18 protein-coding genes and 2 pseudogenes are annotated in these 14,305 nt (G+C 34.6%); 7 read left to right on the forward strand and 13 right to left on the reverse strand.

Going from position 1 to position 14,305, the window contains the following annotated elements; genetic code table 11:
* Positions 1–19: 19 nt before the first annotated feature.
* A complete protein-coding gene (gene gcvT / locus QUF93_RS22305) occupies positions 20–1,120 on the reverse strand; it encodes a glycine cleavage system aminomethyltransferase GcvT (RefSeq protein ID WP_002122489.1) in 1,101 nt (366 codons plus the stop codon).
* Positions 1,121–1,658: 538 nt separating this feature from the next.
* Between gcvT and QUF93_RS22310 the strand changes: the two genes are divergently transcribed.
* Both QUF93_RS22310 and QUF93_RS22315 read left to right on the forward strand, forming a co-directional pair.
* The gene (locus QUF93_RS22310; protein WP_289360219.1) at positions 1,659–3,341 is read left to right on the forward strand and encodes a DEAD/DEAH box helicase; all 1,683 of its coding nucleotides are present in this window, start codon (positions 1,659–1,661) and stop codon (positions 3,339–3,341) included.
* Complete coding sequence (locus QUF93_RS22315) at positions 3,328–4,122, forward strand: YqhG family protein (RefSeq protein WP_289360220.1); 795 nt, start codon at positions 3,328–3,330, stop codon at positions 4,120–4,122. Before QUF93_RS22310 ends, QUF93_RS22315 begins: the two co-directional genes overlap by 14 nt.
* Before the next feature lie 51 nt (positions 4,123–4,173).
* Here the strand turns inward: QUF93_RS22315 and QUF93_RS22320 are convergent, their stop codons facing one another.
* Both QUF93_RS22320 and QUF93_RS22325 read right to left on the reverse strand, forming a co-directional pair.
* Positions 4,174–4,305: a hypothetical protein gene (locus QUF93_RS22320; protein WP_289360222.1), complete on the reverse strand. Its 132-nt coding sequence runs from the start codon at positions 4,303–4,305 to the stop codon at positions 4,174–4,176.
* Between the two features lie 97 nt (positions 4,306–4,402).
* Positions 4,403–4,630, reverse strand: coding sequence for a hypothetical protein (locus QUF93_RS22325; protein WP_000032698.1), 228 nt, complete (start codon positions 4,628–4,630; stop codon positions 4,403–4,405).
* A gap of 72 nt (positions 4,631–4,702) precedes the next feature.
* Here QUF93_RS22325 and QUF93_RS22330 point away from each other — a divergent pair.
* Together QUF93_RS22330 and QUF93_RS22335 are read left to right on the forward strand one after the other, a co-directional pair.
* Positions 4,703–4,820 (forward strand): annotated as a pseudogene (locus QUF93_RS22330) (GTP pyrophosphokinase).
* Positions 4,821–4,949: 129 nt separating this feature from the next.
* Positions 4,950–5,582: a VC0807 family protein gene (locus tag QUF93_RS22335; RefSeq protein WP_289360223.1), complete on the forward strand. Its 633-nt coding sequence runs from the start codon at positions 4,950–4,952 to the stop codon at positions 5,580–5,582.
* Positions 5,583–5,649: 67 nt separating this feature from the next.
* Here the strand turns inward: QUF93_RS22335 and QUF93_RS22340 are convergent, their stop codons facing one another.
* The 10 genes and pseudogenes from QUF93_RS22340 to comGA form a co-directional block, all read right to left on the reverse strand.
* A complete protein-coding gene (locus tag QUF93_RS22340; protein ID WP_002015009.1) occupies positions 5,650–5,850 on the reverse strand; it encodes a YqzE family protein in 201 nt (66 codons plus the stop codon).
* 38 nt (positions 5,851–5,888) lie between these two features.
* Positions 5,889–6,386: a shikimate kinase gene (locus tag QUF93_RS22345; protein WP_002122495.1), complete on the reverse strand. Its 498-nt coding sequence runs from the start codon at positions 6,384–6,386 to the stop codon at positions 5,889–5,891.
* Between the two features lie 121 nt (positions 6,387–6,507).
* On the reverse strand, positions 6,508–7,158 hold the full coding sequence (locus tag QUF93_RS22350; protein ID WP_088059994.1) for a 2OG-Fe(II) oxygenase: 651 nt from the start codon (positions 7,156–7,158) through the stop codon (positions 6,508–6,510).
* A 173-nt stretch (positions 7,159–7,331) separates the two neighbouring features.
* Positions 7,332–7,702: pseudogene (gene comGG / locus QUF93_RS22355) on the reverse strand (competence type IV pilus minor pilin ComGG).
* Positions 7,699–8,160: a competence type IV pilus minor pilin ComGF gene (gene comGF / locus QUF93_RS22360; RefSeq protein WP_002122499.1), complete on the reverse strand. Its 462-nt coding sequence runs from the start codon at positions 8,158–8,160 to the stop codon at positions 7,699–7,701. The pseudogene comGG and the gene comGF overlap by 4 nt, the downstream one beginning before the upstream one ends.
* Positions 8,144–8,440, reverse strand: coding sequence for a hypothetical protein (locus QUF93_RS22365; RefSeq protein ID WP_033712008.1), 297 nt, complete (start codon positions 8,438–8,440; stop codon positions 8,144–8,146). The genes comGF and QUF93_RS22365 overlap by 17 nt, the downstream gene beginning before the upstream one ends.
* Positions 8,433–8,888, reverse strand: a complete 456-nt coding sequence (gene comGD / locus QUF93_RS22370; protein ID WP_289360225.1) for a competence type IV pilus minor pilin ComGD — start codon at positions 8,886–8,888, stop codon at positions 8,433–8,435. The genes QUF93_RS22365 and comGD overlap by 8 nt, the downstream gene beginning before the upstream one ends.
* Complete coding sequence (gene comGC / locus QUF93_RS22375; protein ID WP_289360226.1) at positions 8,885–9,184, reverse strand: competence type IV pilus major pilin ComGC; 300 nt, start codon at positions 9,182–9,184, stop codon at positions 8,885–8,887. Before comGC ends, comGD begins: the two co-directional genes overlap by 4 nt.
* Positions 9,185–9,195: 11 nt before the next feature.
* A complete protein-coding gene (comGB, locus tag QUF93_RS22380) occupies positions 9,196–10,233 on the reverse strand; it encodes a competence type IV pilus assembly protein ComGB (RefSeq protein ID WP_289360227.1) in 1,038 nt (345 codons plus the stop codon).
* Positions 10,220–11,263, reverse strand: a complete 1,044-nt coding sequence (comGA, locus tag QUF93_RS22385) for a competence type IV pilus ATPase ComGA (protein WP_088060001.1) — start codon at positions 11,261–11,263, stop codon at positions 10,220–10,222. Before comGA ends, comGB begins: the two co-directional genes overlap by 14 nt.
* 205 nt (positions 11,264–11,468) lie before the next feature.
* Here comGA and QUF93_RS22390 point away from each other — a divergent pair, with 205 nt between their 5' ends.
* The 3 genes from QUF93_RS22390 to QUF93_RS22400 all read left to right on the forward strand — a co-directional run bounded on the left by QUF93_RS22390 (position 11,469) and on the right by QUF93_RS22400 (position 14,195).
* Entirely contained in the window at positions 11,469–12,164 is a 696-nt protein-coding gene (locus QUF93_RS22390; protein ID WP_289360228.1) for a helix-turn-helix transcriptional regulator, read from the forward strand.
* A gap of 286 nt (positions 12,165–12,450) precedes the next feature.
* Positions 12,451–12,693, forward strand: a complete 243-nt coding sequence (locus QUF93_RS22395; RefSeq protein ID WP_002015110.1) for a DUF2626 domain-containing protein — start codon at positions 12,451–12,453, stop codon at positions 12,691–12,693.
* A 107-nt stretch (positions 12,694–12,800) separates the two neighbouring features.
* Positions 12,801–14,195: an L-cystine transporter gene (locus tag QUF93_RS22400; protein ID WP_289360229.1), complete on the forward strand. Its 1,395-nt coding sequence runs from the start codon at positions 12,801–12,803 to the stop codon at positions 14,193–14,195.
* Positions 14,196–14,305: the final 110 nt, after the last annotated feature.

The raw sequence follows: 14,305 nt of genomic DNA on the forward strand, positions 1-14,305 counted from the left end.
AAATCTACCCCTCTCCCCGTTACTTTGAACGTTTATAAAATGGTGTTGGAACAACTACTGCTTTGACGCGTTTATTACGAATTTCAATTTCTACTTCTGTATCAACTGCTGCGTATTTTACATCAATTAGTGCTAAACCAATGCTTTTCTTTAACGTTGGAGATTGTGTACCACTCGTTACTTCCCCGATTTTTTCTTCTCCTATAAACACAGGGTAATGCGTACGAGGAATACCGCGTTCGATTACTTCGATGCCGACTAATTTACGAGATGCACCGTTTTCTTTTTGCTCTTTTAACGTTTCTTTTCCAAAGAAATCTGCTTCTTTATTTGGTTTTACCGCAAAGCCAATTCCCGCTTCAATCGGTGTAATATCTTTTGATAATTCTTGTCCGTATAACGGAAGTGTTGCTTCAAAGCGAAGTGTATCACGGGCACCTAAACCACATGCCTTTAAACCCTCTTCTGCTCCAACTTCAAGAAGTTTCTCCCAAAGTTTTGCAGCATCTTCACTCTTACAGTAAATTTCGAATCCGTCTTCACCTGTGTAACCTGTACGAGATACAAGTGCAGGAATTCCATCTACAAGAATATCGTTTTTAAATTTAAAGAACTTAATTTCTTTCAAATCTTCTGACACAACTTTTTGTAAAATGCCTTCTGCTTTTGGTCCTTGAATTGCAAGCTGCGCAACTTCACTAGAAACATTGACTACTTTCGCATCGCCAATTACATGACTTGCTAACCATTCGTAATCTTTCTCGATATTTGATGCATTGATTACTAATAAATAGTCTTCTTCACCACGTTTGTAGATTAATAAATCATCTACTGTACCACCATTTTCGTAGCACATAGCTGTATATTGTGCGCCTCCTACCTTTAAGGTAGATACGTCATTTGTAACAACACGTTGTAAAAATGCTAAACTATCTACACCTTTTACCTCAACTTCTCCCATATGAGACACATCGAACAAACCTGCCGCTGTACGTACAGCTTCGTGTTCTTCTTTAATGCTTGAAAATTGAACTGGTAATTCCCAGCCACCAAAGTCGATTGTTTTCCCACCATACTTCGCGTATACATCAAATAACGGTGTACGTTGTAATGTAATCATGCTCTTTCCCCCTTATGCTCTGACAAATCAATAAAAGTTGCTTCCCATATCTAAACATTTTCATTCTGAAAAGATAAGGTTATACGGAATCTCAGTATTTTTTTTTATGAAAGCGTAAATAAAAAGTTACTTTCTTGGATAAAATACGAAAGATTCCACACATTTCACACCATTATCCTAACATCATTCGCTATATTTCATCAATATTCTAGCATAAAAAATAATTTAGAATTTTTTATTCTTAATCTTATTAAATATAACTTTTTGGATTTAGCCCTTTATCCCGCATTAACTGGCAGTAAGAATCCCTCCTCAAAATTCAGCGAATGCGAGGAAGTTAGGTGGGAGATAACTGCCCGTAAATGCCCGATTCGTTCAACTAATAATCAGTGGGGATGAACCCTCCCCACTGATTAAAGTTTCACTTTATCATTGCCTATTCTTTAACTTTTAGTAATTGTGATAGTGCCTTATTACGAGGCTTATAATAAAGATTTTTTAATAATCACTTTAGTTTATAAAAGGTGGGAGAGTCTTAATGAATGTCGATATTTCCGTAGATCGAACGTGGCAAAACAATTTTTTAAAAAGAATTGATGAAGATGGTCCTTGGACAAATTGGGACTTATATCATTTAGCTTATAAAACAGAGAAATCATTGCTCGTCCCTACTTTTGATGGATTGCAAGCACCGAAACATTTATCACATTTTACGCCGCTTCCACATCAATTAGAGGTCGCTCAAAATGTCATTGAACAAATGAATGGTAAAGCGATTCTAGCAGACGAAGTCGGACTTGGAAAAACGATTGAAGCTGGACTTATTTTAAAAGAATATATGGTTCGAGGACTTGTAAAAAAGGTACTCATTCTCGTTCCAGCTTCTCTCGTATCTCAGTGGGCGTATGAACTAAACACAAAATTTTTTATTCCTGCGGTCGCTCAAAAGAAAAGTTATTCTTGGGAACAAGCTGATGTCATCGTTTCATCAATCGATACTGCGAAACGTTCACCGCATCGCGATATCGTTTTAAACCTAGAGTATGACCTTATTATTATCGATGAAGCACATAAACTAAAAAATAATAAAACAAAAAACTATGAATTTGCGCAGCGATTAAAAAAGAAGTTTTGTTTATTACTAACTGCAACTCCTGTTCAAAATAAAATTGATGAAATCTTCAACCTCGTTTCTTTATTAAAACCAGGTCATTTAGGTAATCAATCTAATTTTGAAGAGTATTACGCTTCAAAAAATCGTTCCGCTGAATCCGATGAAGATTTAAAAGCTCTTATCAATAAAGTAATGGTTCGAAATAGACGCCATAACACTGGCATTGATTGGCCTAAGAGGCATGTACGAACAATCTTCGTTGAATTTAATGAAGAAGAACAAGCTTTGTATAATGAAATTGAAAATTGGCGTGGACAAAATGCCTTCACATCTGCTTTCTCATCCTTAACTTTAAAACGGGAAGCATGTAGTAGTCGTGAAGCTGTTTACTATTCATTAAAAAAACATGTAGAAAAAAGGCAGAAAGAAAATGAGCATTACATAAAGGACCCACATATTGATGTGCTGATGGATAAAATTAATCATATTCCGTTCAACTCCAAAGCAAATAAAGCACTAGATCTTATAAAAGAAGTTGACGATAAAGTCATTATTTTCACTGAATATAGAGCTTCGCAAATGTATTTACAATGGTTCTTACAACAACATGGCATTTCCTCTGTCCCATTTCGCGGTGGATTTAAGCGCGGAAAAAAAGATTGGATGAAGGAGCTTTTCCAAAATCATGCCCAAGTATTAATTGCGACGGAAGCTGGTGGTGAAGGAATTAACTTACAATTTTGTAGCCATATGATTAATTACGACTTACCGTGGAATCCAATGCGACTCGAGCAAAGGATTGGACGTATTCACCGTCTTGGACAAAAAAATGATGTTCATATTTATAACTTAGCAACAAAGCATACTGTTGAAGAGCACATTTTAAAACTACTGTATGAAAAAATTAATTTATTTGAACGTGTAATCGGTGAACTCGATGAAATTTTAACGAGGATCAACATGAAAAATATTGATGCGCATATTCAAGAGATTTTCGCGCAGTCAAAAAGCGAAGGTGAAATTCGAATCAAGATGGAAAATTTAACATCTATTATCGATTTTGCGAAGCGCAATGAAGCAGAGGTGCAGGACTATGCAGCAAAATGAAATTCATAATTACTTATACAACTTTTTTGAGGCGAATAACTGCGAAATTTTAGAACGTTCCCCTCACCTATTAGACGTGCAGTTAACAATTGAAATGGATAAATTATTAATGAACCGCCCTTTCTATTGGCACTATCTTGAAAAAACAGGAGGCGTTCCGAACCCGATGCGCCTTACTCTTATTACAAATCCGGAAAACGAAGAAAACGACGGTGAACTTATTCATTACGGTTCACCACGTTTGCATCAAATATTTGAAACGACAAAAGAACTAGGTTCATACATACGTTTATATGAGGAAGTGAAACATAGCGGGGCAACTCATACCCCCCTTCATCCTTGGCTTGGTATAAATATAAAAGTATCTTATCAATGCGACCGAAAAAAAGACATACTTCATTCCATCGGTATTCATCTTATTTCTGGGACAATGATTGCAAACTTTCATGACACTTTAGCAGAAATCAAACTCACACCGAAAATACCTGATTTTTGTTTTACGCTCTCACCTATTATTAAGCCACAAAGTGGCTTACAACGTATAGAGGATGCTTTAAAAAGTATAATCGCTGAAGATGACCACACGTGGGCAAAAGAAGCGAGAGTGCGTTGGAATCACGATTTAGACCTTTTAAATCGCTTTTACGAAGATAGCGATGAACTTCCAGAAAGCTATGAAATTGAAAAGCAAGCATTACAAGAACAATACGAACCACGCATTACAATACAAATTATAAACGGTGGTCTCTTTTATGTTACCGCAAATCATTTTCTATCTTAAAGAAAGCTCCTTCAACTGTAGAAGGAGCTTTCTTTAAATTGTTTTTCCACCCTATTCTCTATCCTCATTACGCTCTTTTTGTTGTTTCTCTGTCATACGTTTTTGATATGCACGGTCCTTCGCACTTACATGATTTGCATCAGTTGGAAGGTTTTCTTTTGAACGCCCAATTCCATTACTCATCTTTTCCCCTCCTTTTTACACACTTCAAAATGCACCTTTATTTTCAGCTAAAATTACAATCCTTATACAAAAAAATAAGAGTAGCAATTAGCTACTCCTACTCATTCACGTATTTTTGAAACATATCATGGATGCCTTGATTTACGAGGTTCGAGATCTGTTCGTCAGATTTATTCGGATAACGATCACGCAATCTGATAGATGCCTTCACCATTAAATTTTCTAATACAGAACGGCCACCTTCTCCATAAATAATTTCAGCATACTTAACAAGTCTTCCATCCTCTAATGTTGCTGGATTATGATTGAAGAAAAATTTACTCATTGTCTCCACCTCTCTCTTTGATAACGTTTACATTTATATAGATTATTTATGTTATTTATTTCACAATATTGTATGCATGTATATTTAATTAGTTTCATTATAAAGCAACATATCAATAGTAAATATGTGATTTTCCGTCCATTTTGTGAACAAAACAAAAAATGAAAGCGTTTCCTTTATTATATACTAAAAAAACTTACTACGCTAGGGGCAATTTTTTAAATCTATTAATCATCTACTTTTCTTTTTTTTCATTAAACCTTATACAATTTTCAGAAATTATATTATAAAATATATGTATGACTTAAGGAGGCCATGTATGAATCAAAATAAAAAAGCTATATTAGATCTTGTCTTTTATCTCGTATTCCCATTCCTCATTTGGAAATTTGCAAAACCTTATATCGATCCTTATTACGCAATGTTAATTTCCTCTGTTCCGGGGATTATTTATACACTGTATACCTTTAAAAAAGAAAAACAGTTTAACGTTACAGGGTTCTTTATTTTAATTACACTTATTTCTAATACAGCGGTAGACTTAATATCTGGATCAGCGGAACGAATGCTATGGAATGATGCATATTATCATATCGTACTTGGCTGCATCGTTATATGTACAATTTTTATAAAAAAACCACTTATGTTATATTTCGCAGCGGATATCGCAGCGCTGCAAGGCCATGACCGAGATAAAAGCCGTGAGCTTTACCGGGATAGTCGCATATATCCAGCTTTGCAATATTTAACACTATTTTTCGGTCTTCAATTTATATTAAAAAGTTTCTTGAAAATCTATTTCATCTCTGTTTTCGGTGTAGATGGATATGGTGAAATGAGAGCTATTATGACCGCTGTTGGCTGGGGGATTTCTATTTGTATAGGAATTGGATTTGTCTGGGTAAACAATAAAATACATGCAGTTACTGAGGAAAAAGAATCCGTGCAGTAAATAAAAAACCCCCTAGTATATGATGCTACTAGGGGATTTTTATTTTGCTAGACATATTACGAAAAAGTTAGCTTGATTTTTTTCTTTTATTTTTTACATTTCGATAAAACAAAGCAGCGCTCAGTGGCATGACACCAAACCATTTATTTAAGAATGGCTCCTTCTCCGCACGACGTTGTTGTTTCTGTTGTTTTCGATCCTCTTTTGGAGCATCCATATATGACACAAATTGCTGTGTCACAAAGCGTACATAATCATTAGTAGACATATTATCATCACCTCTACTTGATTAGTATGTCCACTTTTTTATTCATTAATCTTTTGCTTTAATTCATTCATAATTTGCTTTACTGACTTATTTGTCGTATCGATATGAATATCAGCCTCTTCATAATAAGCTCGGCGCGATTCAAATTTCGTTACAAATGCATCTATATCTTTCTTCTGAAATAGTGGACGTGTCGTATCTTTACTAAGCCTTTTTGCAATTACATGTGGATCACAATATAAATACACAACAGTTCCATTTTCCTTCATCCACTTTCGATTTTCCTCTCGTTCAATAATCCCTCCACCAGTTGTAATAATTACATTTTGAACCGGTAATGAACGTAACATTTCACTTTCATATTCCCGAAAAACCATTTCGCCTTCTTCTGCAAAAATATACCGAATCGCTTTCTCTTTCTGCTCTTCAATTTTTTGATCTGTATCTACAACATCCATATGGAGTTCTTTACTTAACGCTTTTCCAATTGTTGTTTTCCCGGCTCCCATATAGCCGGTTATGTATATAGATTTCATTTTCGTTCCTCTCAATCATCCGTTATTATTTGTTATTATAACGAAAGATGTTACTTTATTTAATCAAAAAAACGTTTTGTTCTTCTTATAAAATGAAGAACAAAACGTAATATACTCACTTTTACTTATAAGTACCTCTTCTCACCCACTGCGTTGCAATCCATTTCTCACCTTTCGTTACAGGTGCTCCTCCATGTAACGTAAGCTCATTTAGTGATTGATCTTGATAAAAATACTCAAAGTATACTGCCATTCCCTTTCTAGGGTGTACAGAAAGATTTAATTTCGGAAAGAATGTTTCCCCGCCTTCTTCTACATCATTTAAGTACATCACAAGAGTACTTATACGATTATTAGCAGCTGATCTACTATGTTCCGCAAAATAATCATAGTGCGCTTTATATTCTTGATCCACTTCATAATTTAAAATGTGCAATCCTTCTCCATGCGCTACAGGAACATTCGTGATAGATGAAATTCGTTTTTCAATCTTCGACGTTAGTTCATTCTCTTCCAAAAATGCACCGCTACTCGTTCGAATATCATTTACATTACGTGATGAACCAATTTTAGAACGCTTCATCTTATTTTTAGACAATTCAATTAATTCATCACATTCTTCATTACTTAATACATTTGCTAATACGACAATAAGAGGTTCTTCGAATTTTGAAATAATTTGTATTTCCCTATCCTCTGTCATAATCGTATTTCCTTTATGATCAAAAATAGTTTGTTCTTTATTTTCACCTATTTGATTGTTATTTGTCATTTCCTTATCTCCCTAGAAAAAATGATTGGATAGCATGAATATATCATATTCTTTCTACCTTTCTCTTTTTTGAGAAAATTTAAACTTTTGACCATGGCTTTTATCCCTTTCCACAAAGAAATTGACTCAATTCACAATGGGAATTAATGGTTCTCTTCCGCTTATTTTACACATTATCCTTCTACCCAATCCAATATTTTATTATCCTGTTTCCTATAGCGAAAGCTCACTGTGTAGAAAACTCTCTGTTTTGTAACACAGTGCAACGAAATGATAATACCATCATTTTCAAAGACGTACTTTCCACTCGCTTCTCCTCTTTCATACTGAAATAAAAAACATCCTCTTTTTCTTTTTGCTGTAAGTCTCTTTTTATATCTGAAATAGCTCGATCAACAAGTTCCTCCATGAAAAAACTTTGTTCTATTTCAGAATAAAATTTTTTATCCGAAAGTAACATATTTGTTTCGTACATCAAAAAAGAAATGAGTAAAATAAGAAAAATAATTGTTCCTGGCATTGCAAATCCACCTTGTTTTCTCATGTTTCTATCTCAATTTCACTATAGCGCACAGCCACGCCTTCATATATTTCACCACTTATATCTTTCACATATATATATAGCAAACGAGGTGTTAATTTATACGAAATCGCTTCAATCCTTTGTAATATAAATTCCCTTCCGCGCATATTTACTTTTCTTATTAAATTACTATTCACTTTTTCATACGTCACCTGATCACCATTACGAAGTTGGAAGCGTAAAATATTCTCACCATTTTCTAGTGCTATCTTCCTCCCACTTGATACTTCACGAAACTCTAATTGCATTTGTCCTAAAAACACATCCCACTCCCAGTCATTTAATCCTTTTGAATGTGTATTTTCTATCCCCATAATATGAAGACGTGGTAAAAGTAAAAAGAACATTGATAAAAGAAACAAACATACAATCATTTCTATCAATGTAAATCCCGCTTCCTTTTTATCTTTTCTCTGCATAAAGGCATTGCTCCATCGCTTTTCCTCTCATATCTTTCCACATCGTACAAACTTCATCTCCTCTCCAATATGTGTAATATACAATTCCTTTTATGACTTGCTCTTTTACTCGCTTTTCCTCATTCTCATACTTAAATAAGACCGCTTCTTTTTTTAATAATATTAATGCTTTATAGCTCATTTTTATATTTTTTCTTTCTTGCATAATTAATAGTGTTTGCGGGAGCAGTAACGATACTGCCATCATTATTAAACTTAACGCTACAACCATTTCAACCATTACTGATCCTTTTTGACACTTCACGATACGTAAATCTCCCTCTTCCAAGTTGAAATACAACCTCATATTTATACCCCCGATAGGAAAGTAAAATCGTACCACCTCTATTAATATTTCCGCTCGGATTATATGTCATTGGATTTGGAAAGGTATGCAAATCAATTTGGACATCTTTATCATATTCTCTCTTAGTAATTAAAAAGTCCGTCTCCGATTCCGAAATATAATACATATGTTTCTCTTTGAACCAGCGTAACGTATAATGTTTTTGACGCTTAATCGCTAACTGCTGCATATACAAAATATCAGTTGAAAACTGTTTCAAAAACTGCTCATTTTTTTGTTTGTCATGTAATGAAGTAACGTTAAAATGCGTAACAACACTCAGTACAGAAATAGCAAATAATACAAGTAGCATTTCTAAAAGCGTAAAACCTTTTTGCTTCACAATTTCCCGGCTGATACCGTGCCGTCATTTGAAATATGAATGGATTCACCATTCGGACACTTATCAGCTGTAATATATTTCTCATCACTTAGCTCTTTTAACGACGGAATTTTATTATGCTGTAATTGGTATACCTGTATTTGTGCTTCTATAGATTTCACATAGGCTGCACATCCTTTTCCTTGGACGGATGTGCGCTGTGTAACTACATTTGGAATAATTAATAGTAATAATACAGTTATGACAACCATAACTAATAACATTTCTAAAAGAGTAAAACCCTCCTCATTCTGCATGTAAATGCCTCCTAAATAGAATTCATCATTTGAAACATCGGCATAATCATCGCTAAATACATCAGAATGACTATGACCCCAAGACATGTAAATAAAATAGGTTGAATCACAAATAACATACGTTTAATTTTTTGTTCTACCTTTTCAATAATGAGCTCACTGTAATCACCAAGCTCATTTGCTAAATTACCGTTTGCTTGTCCATGCGTAATGATATAAGAAAGTTCTTTCTCGTAATAACCGCTTTTATCAATAATAGATTGCAACGGTTCTCCTGCAATTAATTGCCGCTCAATTCGTACTGCTTCATACTGAAAGAACGGATGATACTTTTGCTTCATCATTATTGTTAACGCTTCGTGTACCGACAATCCACCGTGTAATAAACCACTTAATTGAGCGGAAAAATAATGCGAATGATTTAAAATAAGAAATGTTTTCATAAGGGGAATACGGATCATAATCTTTACCTTTTGAGTAGGCGGCAGTTTTCGGAAATAAAATATATATAAACTAAAGCTCGTTATTACGATAAGAAAAATGATATAAATGAAGTAGGGTAATAATTTAATTGCAACTAAAACTTGCTCCGTAAGTGGTGGTGCTGTAGAACGTAAAGAACTATACATCATTTCAAACTGAGGCAATAAAATGAGGTTAAAAACAGAAAGCATAATCATTAAAAAAAATGATAAAAACATAGGATATCGCATCACTTTCATCATATCTTTCCTATATTTATCCTTCTTGTAAAGAAGTACACTCCCTTGTTGCAAAGCAAAAGCAATATCACCGTGTCGCTCTGCATAAAACAAATAACTTAGCACCTCTGGATGAAACATTAATTGGTGAAAAGAAGCGTGCAAACTTTGTCCATTTTTCAATCCCTCGATCATACGCTGTAACTGTAATTTCTTCCCTAATGGTAATTGAAACTGCAAAAATTCTAATGCCTGTAAAAGTGAGTAACCTTTCTCTAATAAATCACTTAATCTTTTCCATAATACTACTTGATCACTTAAGCTCCATTTTCTCTTAAACATAAACATCTTCTTCTAAAAAGCCTAAAGCATATCCTTTTCGCACTGATGCTTCCAATGTTTCATAGTGATACGTAACATGTTCTCCGCTTGCTTCTTTAATCGCTTGTTTTAATTCATATCCATATAACAGTTCATAAATACTCGCCTGCCTTACTTGCCTCATTGATTTACATAAAGTTGAACACTTCCCTCTGCAAAATGGACATTTTAATTCAACGAGTCGCTGAGCAGCTACAGCTAATAATGACTGTTCAATTTCTTGCCTTGTAATACCATAATCCATAAATCGCAGTATCGCTCCTTTCGCATCATTTGTATGCAAGGTTGTCATCACTAAATGTCCCGTCAAACTGGCCCTTACAGCTACTTTTGCTGTTTCTTCATCACGAATTTCGCCAACTAAAATAATATCTGGATCGTGACGCAAAATAGCCTTTAATCCTGTCTCATATGTGATACCTGCTTTTTCATTTATTTGAATTTGTAATAAACCGTCTTTTCTTCTCTCAACTGGATCTTCCAGAGTAACAATACGACGTGTTTCTCCTTTTCTAGCTACTTCTAATAACGCATACATTGTTGTTGTTTTTCCAGAACCAGTCGGCCCAGTAAATACGAGTAATCCATGAGAATGCTTTAAAAAAGAGAGTAATTTTTCCGCTGAACTTGGAAATAACGAAAGATGAGACAACGGCTGAACAAATGCTTGTAAATGGAGGCGAATAACGAGACTTTCTTGATATACTGTTGGAAGTGTTGAAAGGCGTAAATACACTTCTTGTCCATCAATTTGTAAGTACAACGAACCATTTTGAGGTTTTCTCCTCTCTCCTATATCCATTGATGCTAAAAACTTAAAGTGCGAAACAAGCTTTTTTCCAAATTCCTTTTCAATACACCGTTTCGTAATTAAATCTTTTCCTATACGTAATTGAATTGCCACATCCTTCTGCCTGGGCACAATATGTAAGTCTGATGCTTGCACCCCACAAGCTTCTTTCATAATCGTATTCGCAAAAAGCTCGATACCGTTCATCAAATTTCCCTCCTCACCATGTATATATCATGAAGAACTGGAAAAGAAAAATTAGGACTTTTGTATTTTCACTAGGATAAAAAGGGAAAATATGTTTGTGAAATTATGAACAATTTCCGAATTATTGTCTGAAATTACCTATATGTCAGTTTATCTGTATTATAATGTTAATATCTTGGATAAAGTGATAAAGGTGGAGATCCTAATGGAACAAGCTTTAAAAATTACAGGTGTATTATCTGACCCTACTCGTTATTATATTTATAAATATATTTCACAAAAACATAATTACGTAACTGTACAAGAAATTGCAGATGAGTTTGACATTCATCCAAACGTGGCGCGTTTACATTTATCTAAATTAGAAGATGTTAATATGCTCAAATCAGAAACAAAAAAAACTGGGAAAGGTGGAAGACCAAGCAGACTATACGTCTTGTCTCAAGATGTCATCCAGTTACAATTTCCATTTCGTGATTATCAATTATTAGCGAAGATAGCATTTAATTCACTGCTAAGCTTAGGTAGCGCTGGTGAAAAAGCGCTATATGAAACAGGGAAACAATTCGGCAAAGAATTAATGCAACAACATATGCATCGCTTAAATGTAAGTGCAGAAGCATTAACAATAGAACAAAAAATGCAAATCGCAAAAGAAGCATTCTCAACAGCTGGTTTATCTCCTGCTTTTGAATTAAGTACGGATGGTACAAAAATTTTCTATAATGTACACAATTGCCCATTTAAAGAAGTTGCTACGCATCATCCGACTGAGATTTGTAATATGCACGGAGATATGATGAAGGGGATTTTTGAAATCCTATTCCCGAACGTGGAATTAACACGAAACGATAGTCTACTAGATGGATGCAAATCTTGTAACTATAAAGTGCAACTTTAATCAGTGGGGGGTTTTTTCATCCCCCACTGATTATTAGCCTTCACCAATCGGGCGTTTACGGGCAGCAGGGCTCCCACCTAACTTCTTTGCTCAAGCCGAATTTTGAGGTGGGAGTTTTACTGCCCGGCAAATAGCGGGATAAAGTTCAAATTTAGTTTTTCAACCAAGAAGAAGTCAATATTATAATTGGCTTCTTTCTTTTATATGAATGAATATTTACAATAGTTAGAAAAATAAACTATAATGAAAAGAGGTTTTACTTTTTTTAGAAAAGGAGGGAGATGGCATGGAGCGCATGTTTCGCGTTCTCGGCTTTTGGACTGGAATTTTCTCGGTTATGTTTTACGTAGGGGATATGCATTCGACCGCACTACTATTTTTAGGACAAACAGGATTCTTCGTACTTTTAAGTTATTTAAAATTAACAGAGCGTATGTATATATACGTATTCGGGGCATATTTAACCGTTTTCTTCATTGGATTTACATGGTACACAACATTTTTACTTGTCCCTGGAGCTGGGCATTAAGAGATGGCAAATTGCCATCTTTTTTTTAATTCCGCAATTCCCTAGTTGACTTATAGGTTTTATTACCTTATATTCTATATAACAGATTGGAATTAGGGGGAATCAACATGAATACACTGCTTGTCGGAATTAACGTTGCAGTCATGCTCATTTTAGTTGGCGTATTATATTATATGCAACGTAAGCATGTATCTTTTAATAAACGTGTATTTACTGCTTTAGGAGTCGGAATTATATTCGGTCTTATATTACAATTTATTTATGAGCCTACTTCTAAAGTAATTATCGACTCAAATAACTGGTTTGGTTTAATTGGTAACGGTTATGTAAAATTGCTTCAAATGATTGTTATGCCACTTATTTTAGTATCTATTATTTCAGCATTTACAAAATTACAATTAACGAAAAACCTTGGTAAAATCAGTGGTCTTATTATCGGAATTTTAATTCTTACTACAGGAATTGCCGCAGCTGTCGGTATAGCTGCAAGCGCAGGATTTGATGTATCAGCAACAGGATTACAACAAGGTGATGCAGAATCTGCTCGTCTGAAATTAGTAGAAGAAAGATTTACTTCTATTGAAAAGACAACAATTCCAGACAAATTATTAGAATTGTTGCCTACAAATCCGTTTCTTGATTTAACAGGTGTTCGTCCAACATCAACAATTTCTGTCGTAATATTTGCAGCCTTTATCGGTATTGCCTTTATAGGTGTAAAACGAAAATATCCAGAACAAGCAGAGCTATTTAAGAAGATGCTTGATGCTGTATATGCAATCGTAATGCGTATGGTAACGTTAATTTTACGCCTTACTCCATACGGCGTATTAGCTCTTATGGCAAAAACAGTTGCTGGTAGCGATATAAATGCTATTTTAAAGCTTGGTAACTTCGTGTTAGCGTCTTACGTAGCACTTATCGTAATGTTCGTTATTCACTTATTATTAATTGCTCTATCTGGTTTAAATCCAATTCAATATTTGAAAAAGGTGTTCCCTGTATTAACATTTGCATTCACATCTCGCTCTAGTGCTGGTGCAATGCCATTAAATATTGAAGCACAAAAAGAAAAGCTTGGTATTTCTGAAGGAATCGCAAACTTCGCAGCTTCATTCGGGGTATCTATCGGTCAAAACGGTTGCGCAGGTATTTATCCAGCGATGCTTGCTATGATGGTCGCTCCAACTGTAGGAATCGATCCATTACAACCACAATTTATTTTAACTTTAATCGCTGTCGTTGCTATTAGCTCATTCGGTGTTGCCGGTGTTGGTGGCGGTGCAACATTCGCAGCATTAATCGTACTCTCTACAATGAACTTACCAATCGGCATTGTCGCTCTTGTTATCTCAGTTGAGCCATTAATCGATATGGGTCGTACAGCTCTTAACGTAAGTGGTTCTATGACAGCAGGTCTTATTTCTAGTAAATGGCTTGGTGAATTAGATCAAGATACGTACAATCAAGATGATGTAAAAACTGGTGAAATTGCTTCATAATAGAAAAGGCCGCTAACAATTTATACTGTTAGCGGCCTTTTTTTATTTCTTTCCATCTTCCTCTTTATCTTTTAAACATAAGGCATAACATATTGTCTCAAACACTATGA

The organism is Bacillus hominis (assembly GCF_030348325.1).
Classification (GTDB): Bacteria; Bacillota; Bacilli; order Bacillales; family Bacillaceae_G; genus Bacillus_A; species Bacillus_A hominis.